Raw genomic sequence first — 8,160 nt, 5'->3', positions numbered from 1 at the left:
GTGGACCTCGCCAAGGCCAGCTTCCTCAGCAACAACACGAGCAACATCGACGCCAATAAGCTGGCGCAGGGCGGCTATGAGATCCACACGACCTTCAACAAGGCGAAGGTCAACAAGCTCGAAGCCGCGATCAAGAAGGTCCAGAAGAAGAACATCGATCCGAAGAAGCGCCCCAAGACGGATACGCATGTCCAGTTCGGCGGCGCCTCGGTGGAACCCGAGACCGGGAAGATCGTCGCCGTCTACGGCGGTGAGGACGCGACCAAGCACTTCACCAACAACGCCAATGAGACCGGCGCCCAGGTCGGATCGACCTTCAAGCCGTTCGTCCTCGCCGCCGCGATGCGGGACGGGGTGCGCGACCCTCAAGGCGGAGAGGAGCAGTCGCTTGAGCAGCGCACGCCCGTCGACCCCGACAAGAGTGTCTACAACGGCAAGAACAAGCTGAAGATCAAGCGGTACAACGGCAGTGTGTGGCGCAACGAGGAGGGGAAGGAGTGGCTCCAGGTCAACGACGGCGATGAGTCGTACAAGAACATCAGCCTGCGTAAAGCCATGATCCACTCTGCCAACTCGCCCTTCGTGCAGCTGGGCATGGACGTCGGCATCCCCCAGGTGCGAGAGGCGGCCGAAAACGCCGGTCTGCTCAAGACCTCGCTCAACGGCTCGAACGTCCCCTCGTTCTCGATCGGTATCTCCACTCCGAGCGCCATCCGGATGGCGAGCGCGTACGGCACCTTCGCGGCCAACGGCGAGCAGCGGGACCCGTACTCCGTCACCCACGTCAAGAAGCGCGGAGACACCATCTACAAGCACCGGGACGAAGCCGTGGGCGCCTTCAACGCGAACGTCGCCCACAATGTGACCGATGTGCTGCGGGATGTCGTCGAGGACGACGAGGGCACCGGCAAGAATGCCCGGCTCCCGGGCCGTCAGGTCGCCGGCAAGACCGGTACGACCGACGGAAACAAGTCGGCCTGGTTCGTCGGATACACCCCGCAGCTGTCGACCGCCATCGACATGTACCGGCTGGACGACAACGAGAAGAACACCAATCGTGGCTTCCTGGAGATGTTCGGAACGGGCGGCCGGGACGAGATCCACGGATCGTCGTTCCCGTCCGAGATCTGGCAGAAGTACATGTCGGACGCTCTTAAGGGCGAGCCCGTGAAGAAGTTCCCGAAGCCGGAACCGATCGGCGAGGCCGTCTGGGGCGGCGGGGCGTCCAGCCCGGCCCCCACACCGACCGAGACGGAGACCGAGGCCGCCCCGACCAAGACTCCGACCAAGACCCCGACCAAGACCCCCACCTCCACCCCGTCCGAGACGTGCAACCCGGGTGGCCGGCGCTGCGAGGAAACGGGCGGCGCCAACGAGGGGAACGACGGAGGGCAGGACATCGGCGGCCTGATCGGTGGTGGCCAGTCCAGCCCTGCGACGACTCCGCCACCGACGAGCACGGAATCCAGCGGCGACAGCGGTGGCAACAACGGAAACGGCGGGAACAACGGAAACGACGGCGGGGGCTGGTTCGGAGGCGCGGGCGGCTAGGGCGAGCCGGGCGTCGCGGGCCGGCCGGGATCTGTCAGACACCGCCTAGCGCAGTTCCTTCGGATCGGGCGCTGTCAGGGCGAGGCCCCGCCGACCCGGCACCACCCGATACCTGACCCCACACGAGGGCCGCCGTATCCGGCGCACAGCCTGTGCACCGGATACGGCGGCCCTCACGGCGTCCCCGTCCCGTACGGCAGGATGTGCACCATGCCCAGCGCAGAAGAGACGAGCGTGTACGAGGACCGGCCGGATGTACGGCCCACCAGGCGGGATTCCGTCGCGGCGGCCGGAAGCGAACTGATCGGCGGTCCGGCCGGCCGCTGGGCACTGCGGACACGCGGCGGCTATCTCACCCCCGTACGGGTCGTGGCTCTGGTGGCCATCGGCATGTTCGCGCTGGGCATGGCACAGAAGATGCCCTGCTACAACTGGGCCTGGTTCCGGGGCGCCAGCTCCCAGTACACCCACGCCTGCTACTCGGACATTCCGCACCTCTATCTGGGGCGCGGCTTCTCCGAAGGGCTGATTCCGTACTTCGACCGGCTCCCCGGTGACATGGAGTACCTGGAGTACCCCGTGCTGACGGGGCTCTTTATGCAGGTCGCGTCCTGGCTCAATCTTGCCGGTGGCTCGCTCCAGAACCAGGAGCAGGTGTACTGGATGATCAACGCGGGCATGCTGATGGTCTGCACCGCGATCCTCGCCGTCTGTGTGGCGCGCACCCACCGCCGTCGCCCCTGGGACGCGCTCCTGGTGGCGCTCGCCCCCGCCCTCGCCCTCACCGCCACGATCAACTGGGATCTGCTGGCCGTGGCGCTCACCGCCGCCGCGATGCTGATGTGGTCCCGGGGCCGACCGCTGGCCTTCGGCATCCTCCTCGGACTGGCGACCGCCGCCAAGCTCTATCCCGTCCTCCTGCTCGGTCCGCTGCTCCTGCTGTGCTGGCGAGCCGGAAAGTGGCGCGAACTCGCCACCGCGGTGTTCGGTGCCGCGGCCTCCTGGCTGGTGGTGAATCTGCCGGTGATGCTGATGGCGCCCGAGGGGTGGAAGAAGTTCTACTCCTTCAGCGAGGAGCGGGGCATCGACTTCGGCTCCTTCTGGCTGATCATCACCCAGCGTACGGGCGAGTCGATCGAGGTCGACCGGGTGAACAACTCCGCGATGCTGCTGATGGTCCTGGCCTGCGCGGGCATCGCGGCACTGGCGCTGTGCGCTCCCCGCAGGCCCCGGTTCGCCCAGCTCGCCTTTCTGGTGGTCGCCGCGTTCATTCTCACCAACAAGGTCTACTCACCGCAGTACGTCCTGTGGCTCATCCCGCTCGCCGCCCTGGCCCGGCCGCGGTGGCGGGACTATCTGATCTGGCAGACCTGCGAGGTCATGTACTTCTTCGGGATCTGGCTCTACCTCGCGTACACGACAAGCAAGCAGCAGGGCCTGCCCCCTGAGGGGTACCAGGTGGCCATCGCCCTGCATCTGCTGGGCACGCTGTACCTCTGCGCGCTGGTCGTACGGGACATCCTGAAGCCGGAACGCGACGGCGTACGGCAGGACGGCTCGGACGACCCGTCCGGTGGTGTGCTCGACGGGGCCGAGGACGTCTTCGTCCTGGGGCCCGCGGCCGATCGCCCGCAGGACGTGACCGAGGGGCCGAAGGTGGAGTGGGGCTCGCCGCCTCCCGGCGCGGCGGGTGGCCGGCCGTAGGATCCGGCGGGCCACCCGCCCGAGGCGCCTTGCCGGTCCGGCACGAGCCGCCGCGATGACGCGACGACCACCGCACCACCGGATGCACCGGATGCACCGGAGGCTCCCCGTATCAGCCGGGAGTCAGCCGGGAGGCGGCCTTAAGAGCTGTCAGAAGCGCGTCAGCGGTCGACGAGGCGGTCGAACTGTGTGGTGGTGTGGCGCAGATGCGCCACCAGTTCGTCGCCGACCTTCGGCTCCTGGGCGTCGGCGGGCACGAAAAGGATCGAGACCTGCATATGCGGGGGCTCGGCGAACCAGCGCTGCTTGCCCGCCCAGACGAACGGTGAGAGGTTCCGGTTGACGGTCGCCAGACCGGCGCGGGCGACGCCCTTGGCGCGCGGCATCACCCCGTGCAGCGCCTTGGGGGCCTCCAGGCCCACGCCGTGCGAGGTGCCGCCGGCGACGACGACCAGCCAGCCGTCGGAAGCGGCCTTCTGCTGGCGGTAGCCGAAACGGTCTCCCTTGGCGACCCGGGTCACATCCAGCACGGAGCCCCGGTACTCGGTCGAGTCATGGTCGCCGAGCCACAGCCGGGTGCCGATCCGGGCGCGGAAGTGCGTCTGCGGGAACTGCTGCCGCAGCCGGGCCAGCTCCTGGGCGCGCAGATGGCTGACGAACATGGTGTGCAGCGGCAGCCGGGCGGCCCGCAGCCGGTCCATCCAGCCGATGACCTCCTCGACCGCGTCGGATCCGTCCGTACGGTCCAGCGGCAGATGGAGGGCGAAGCCTTCCAGCCGTACGTCCTCGATGGCTGCGGTCAGCTGGCCCAGGTCCTGCTCGGAGACTCCGTGGCGCTTCATGGAACTCATGCACTCGATGACCACGCGGGCGCCCACCAGGGCGTGTACGCCGTCGACCGAGGAGACGGAGCGGATGACCCGGTCGGGCAGCGGGACCGGCTCCTCGCCCCGGCGGAAGGGGGTGAGAACGAGGAGATCACCGCTGAACCAGTCCTTGATCCGGGCGGCCTCGTAGGTGGTGCCCACGGCCAGCATTTCGGAGCCGAAGCGGGACGCCTCTTCCGAGAGCCGCTCATGACCGAAGCCGTAGCCGTTTCCCTTGCAGACCGGCACCAGGCCGGGGAACTGGTCGATCACGGACTTCTGGTGCGCCCGCCAGCGCGTGGTGTCGACGTAGAGGGAGAGCGCCATGGCCGGCCCGGAACCTTTCTGGTGGCTGCGGTGTGTCAGGGGTGTGAGCGAGGCTTACGAGGTTACGGCGTGGGCGGCGGCAGCGTCAGCAGCGCGGCCCGCATCGGCGGTATGACGTGCTTCAGCGGCGCGACATATAGATGTCGAGCGCCTTGTGCAGCAGCTTGTTGAGCGGGAAGTCCCATTCACCGATGTACTCGACAGCCTCGCCGCCCGTACCGACCTTGAACTGGATGAGGCCGAAGAGATGGTCGGTCTCATCCAGGGAGTCGCTGATGCCGCGCAGGTCGTAGACGGTCGCGCCCATCGCGTACGCGTCGCGCAGCATCCGCCACTGCATCGCGTTCGATGGCCGGACCTCGCGGCCGATGTTGTCGGACGCGCCGTATGAGTACCAGACATGGCCGCCGACGACGAGCATCGTCGCCGCCGACAGATTCACGCCATTGTGCCGCGCGAAGTACAGCCGCATGCGGTTGGGATCCTCGGTGTTCAGCACCTGCCACATGCGCTGGAAATACGAGAGGGGGCGCGGCCGGAAGCGGTCGCGGAGCGCGGTGATCTCATAGAGCCGCTGCCACTCCTCCAGGTCCTGGTAGCCGCCCTGGACGACCTCGACACCCGCCTTCTCGGCCTTCTTGATATTGCGCCGCCACAGCTGGTTGAAGCCCTTGAGGACATCGTCGAGCGAGCGGTTCGCCAGGGGGACCTGATAGACGTACCGGGGCTGGACGTCACCGAAGCCGGCACCGCCGTCCTCGCCCTGCTGCCAGCCCATCTTCCGCAGCCGGTCGGCCACTTCGAAGGCGCGCGGTTCGATGTGCGTCGCCTCCACGTCCCGCAGCCGCTTCACATCCGGGTCCTGGATACCGGCCTTGATGGCGGGCGCGTCCCAGCGCCGGATGACCACCGGCGGGCCCATCTTCACGGAGAACGCGCCCTGTTGCTTGAGATGGGCGAGCATCGGCCGGAGCCAGTCGTCCAGATTGGGCGCGTACCAGTTGAGCACCGGCCCCTCGGGGAGGTACGCGAGATACCGCTTGATCTTGGGCAGCTGGCGGTAGAGCACCAGACCCACACCCACGAGCTGGCCGTTCTTGTCGAACCAGCCCAGATTCTCCGAGCGCCATTCCGTCTTCACATCAGCCCACGCCGGGACCTGGCAGTGACTGGCCGAGGACAGGGACTGGATATAGGCCAGATGCTGTTCTCGGCTGATGGTCCTCAGGGTCAGGCTCATGCGGGGCGCTCCTCGGCAGGTGTGTCCCCATGGATCAGGGGCTCCGGCTCTCGCGCCGAAGCCTACTGGTCCAGGGGTGCGCCCCGAATGGCCGCGTACGGCGCGTGGCTAGCCGATGACCCCGCCGAAGAGACCGCCGTGCGCCATTCCGAGGAAGAAGCCGAGGGCGGACGCGCCGAGACCGAGGATCAGCGCGAAGCGCTCCCGGGTCGTCACCGAGATGAATTGCCCATAGGCGCCGGTGAGGATTCCCACCAGACCCGACCATGAGCTGAGCAGATGCAGATGGTGGAACATCGCCGTGACGAAGGACAGGACGCCGAGCACCAGTGTCACCGCGACCAGGGTGTCCTGGAGGGGGTGGGGCTTGCCGTCGGTGGCGAAGAGGGAGACTGCGGAGGGCTGGGACTGACGTCGCATTGCCTGTGCCATGGGGCACCTCCTGGCGTTGCCGGAGCGCGGCGCATGGTAGCGCCGCGCACACCCGATGTGTACAGATTGCGGCTCCTCGGCACCGGATTTCAACCGGAAGCGCCTCTACGGGTACTCTGGACGGTCTGCACCGGTGTCTGCCCAGGCCAGAAAGCGATCGTCCGCGATTGTCAGTGGCCCCGGATACCGTTGCTCACGCATCACGACCCTCCTGCCACGGAACGACCGTGGCCGCTGAGTCCAAAGGAGGTGGGTTCCACATGCGTCACTACGAAGTGATGGTCATCCTCGACCCCGATCTGGAGGAGCGCGCTGTCTCCCCCCTGATCGAGAACTTCCTCTCCGTCGTCCGTGAGGGCAACGGAAAGGTGGAGAAGGTCGACACCTGGGGCCGTCGTCGTCTCGCTTACGAGATCAAGAAGAAGCCCGAGGGCATCTACTCGGTCATCGACCTGCAGGCCGAGCCTGCGGTCGTCAAGGAGCTCGACCGCCAGATGAACCTGAACGAGTCGGTCCTCCGGACCAAGGTCCTCCGTCCCGAGACCCACTGAGCACCTAGCTCAGAGGTCATCGGGTCCGAGTAGCAGCAAGCAGCCAGAAGCAATCCCCGCCGAGAGGTTCACCCATGGCAGGCGAGACCGTCATCACGGTCGTCGGCAATCTCGTCGACGATCCCGAGCTGCGCTTCACCCCGTCCGGTGCGGCGGTCGCGAAGTTCCGCGTCGCGTCCACTCCCCGCATGTTCGACAAGCAGACCAATGAGTGGAAGGACGGCGAGAGCCTGTTCCTCACCTGCTCGGTCTGGCGTCAGGCGGCGGAGAACGTGGCCGAGTCGCTTCAGCGCGGCATGCGCGTCGTCGTGCAGGGCCGTCTGAAGCAGCGGTCCTACGAAGACCGCGAGGGCGTCAAGCGCACGGTCTACGAGCTGGATGTCGAGGAAGTCGGCCCCAGCCTCAAGAACGCCACGGCCAAGGTCACCAAGACCACCGGTCGCGGTGGCCAGGGCGGCTACGGCGGCGGCCAGCAGCAGGGCGGCGGAGGCGGCGGCTGGGGCGGCGGCCCCAGTGGCGGCGGCCAGCAGGGCGGCGGCGGTGCACCCGCCGACGACCCGTGGGCCACCAGCGCGCCTTCCGGCGGTCAGCAGCAGGGCGGCGGGGGCGGCTGGGGCGGAAGCTCCGGCGGTTCCGGCGGTGCCGGCGGTTCCGGTGGCGGCTACTCGGACGAGCCCCCCTTCTAGAGGGATTCCTCTATGGGGAGCTTGCACTCCCACTTCTTGATCACACAGGAGAAACACCATGGCGAAGCCGCCTGTGCGCAAGCCGAAGAAAAAGGTCTGCGCATTCTGCAAGGACAAGACCGTGTACGTGGACTACAAGGACACGAACATGCTGCGGAAGTTCATTTCCGACCGCGGCAAGATCCGTGCCCGCCGCGTCACCGGCAACTGCACGCAGCACCAGCGTGATGTCGCCACGGCCGTCAAGAACAGCCGTGAGATGGCGCTGCTGCCCTACACGTCCACCGCGCGCTAAGGGAAGGGTGACCGAACCATGAAGATCATCCTCACCCATGAGGTTTCCGGCCTCGGTGCCGCCGGTGACGTCGTTGACGTCAAGGACGGTTACGCCCGCAACTACCTGGTTCCGCGAGGGTTCGCGATTCGCTGGACCAAGGGCGGCGAGAAGGACGTGGCGCAGATCCGCCGCGCCCGTAAGATCCACGAGATCGCGACCATCGAGCAGGCCAATGAGGTCAAGGCCAAGCTTGAGGCCGTGAAGGTGCGTCTGGCTGTTCGCTCCGGCGACGCCGGCCGTCTCTTCGGTTCCGTCACCCCGGCAGACATCGCCTCGGCGATCAAGTCCGCCGGTGGTCCGGAGGTCGACAAGCGTCGCGTCGAGCTCGGTTCGCCGATCAAGACCCTGGGCTCGCACCAGGTGTCTGTGCGTCTGCACCCCGAGGTCGGCGCGAAGCTCGGCGTCGAGGTTATCGCCGCCTGAGTGCCGCGATCGACTGAGTCAGCAGGAGGGGCCGCACCCACCG

The 8,160-nt window shown here is 67.3% G+C and carries 9 protein-coding genes; 6 read left to right on the top strand and 3 right to left on the bottom strand.

The genetic code is table 11. The annotated features are described in order from the left end of the window. Positions 1–1,551, top strand: a 1,551-nt coding sequence (locus ACWF94_RS26175) for a transglycosylase domain-containing protein (RefSeq protein ID WP_453493251.1), incomplete at its 5' end; no start/stop codon positions are given. Positions 1,552–1,761: 210 nt separating this feature from the next. Further along, entirely contained in the window at positions 1,762–3,255 is a 1,494-nt protein-coding gene (locus tag ACWF94_RS26170; RefSeq protein ID WP_453493248.1) for a glycosyltransferase family 87 protein, read from the top strand. A gap of 161 nt (positions 3,256–3,416) precedes the next feature. Here ACWF94_RS26170 and ACWF94_RS26165 read toward each other — a convergent pair whose 3' ends face one another. The 3 genes from ACWF94_RS26165 to ACWF94_RS26155 form a co-directional block, all read right to left on the bottom strand. Next, entirely contained in the window at positions 3,417–4,448 is a 1,032-nt protein-coding gene (locus tag ACWF94_RS26165) for an alanine racemase (RefSeq protein ID WP_453493245.1), read from the bottom strand. 121 nt (positions 4,449–4,569) lie between these two features. Beyond that, positions 4,570–5,688 carry a lipid II:glycine glycyltransferase FemX gene (locus tag ACWF94_RS26160; RefSeq protein ID WP_453493242.1) on the bottom strand — a complete coding sequence of 373 codons (1,119 nt, stop codon included), beginning with the start codon at positions 5,686–5,688 and terminating at the stop codon, positions 4,570–4,572. A gap of 108 nt (positions 5,689–5,796) precedes the next feature. Then, positions 5,797–6,120 (bottom strand): hypothetical protein, encoded by a 324-nt coding sequence (locus tag ACWF94_RS26155; protein ID WP_453493239.1) that lies wholly within the window; start codon positions 6,118–6,120, stop codon positions 5,797–5,799. A gap of 260 nt (positions 6,121–6,380) precedes the next feature. Here ACWF94_RS26155 and rpsF point away from each other — a divergent pair, with 260 nt between their 5' ends. The 4 genes from rpsF (at position 6,381) to rplI (ending at position 8,117) form a co-directional block, all read left to right on the top strand. Beyond that, complete coding sequence (rpsF, locus tag ACWF94_RS26150; protein ID WP_004950685.1) at positions 6,381–6,671, top strand: 30S ribosomal protein S6; 291 nt, start codon at positions 6,381–6,383, stop codon at positions 6,669–6,671. 74 nt (positions 6,672–6,745) lie between these two features. Then, complete coding sequence (locus ACWF94_RS26145; protein ID WP_453493236.1) at positions 6,746–7,357, top strand: single-stranded DNA-binding protein; 612 nt, start codon at positions 6,746–6,748, stop codon at positions 7,355–7,357. A gap of 58 nt (positions 7,358–7,415) precedes the next feature. Then, positions 7,416–7,652: a 30S ribosomal protein S18 gene (gene rpsR, locus ACWF94_RS26140; RefSeq protein ID WP_003956534.1), complete on the top strand. Its 237-nt coding sequence runs from the start codon at positions 7,416–7,418 to the stop codon at positions 7,650–7,652. Between the two features lie 18 nt (positions 7,653–7,670). After that, a complete protein-coding gene (gene rplI, locus ACWF94_RS26135; protein ID WP_453493233.1) occupies positions 7,671–8,117 on the top strand; it encodes a 50S ribosomal protein L9 in 447 nt (148 codons plus the stop codon). Positions 8,118–8,160: the final 43 nt, after the last annotated feature.

This window comes from Streptomyces sp. NPDC055078, from assembly GCF_053607985.1.
Note: the sequence above shows the minus strand (reverse complement) of the source record. Positions and strands in the feature narration are given on the sequence as shown.

Bases quoted from the DNA above. Each gene is read 5' to 3' on its own strand.
- ACWF94_RS26170 (WP_453493248.1), top strand. From the start codon at position 1,762: ATGCCCAGCGCAGAAGAGACGAGCGTGTACGAGGACCGGCCGGATGTA.
- ACWF94_RS26165 (WP_453493245.1), bottom strand. From the start codon at position 4,448: ATGGCGCTCTCCCTCTACGTCGACACCACGCGCTGGCGGGCGCACCAG.
- ACWF94_RS26160 (WP_453493242.1), bottom strand. From the start codon at position 5,688: ATGAGCCTGACCCTGAGGACCATCAGCCGAGAACAGCATCTGGCCTAT.
- ACWF94_RS26155 (WP_453493239.1), bottom strand. From the start codon at position 6,120: ATGGCACAGGCAATGCGACGTCAGTCCCAGCCCTCCGCAGTCTCCCTC.
- rpsF (WP_004950685.1), top strand. From the start codon at position 6,381: ATGCGTCACTACGAAGTGATGGTCATCCTCGACCCCGATCTGGAGGAG.
- ACWF94_RS26145 (WP_453493236.1), top strand. From the start codon at position 6,746: ATGGCAGGCGAGACCGTCATCACGGTCGTCGGCAATCTCGTCGACGAT.
- rpsR (WP_003956534.1), top strand. From the start codon at position 7,416: ATGGCGAAGCCGCCTGTGCGCAAGCCGAAGAAAAAGGTCTGCGCATTC.
- rplI (WP_453493233.1), top strand. From the start codon at position 7,671: ATGAAGATCATCCTCACCCATGAGGTTTCCGGCCTCGGTGCCGCCGGT.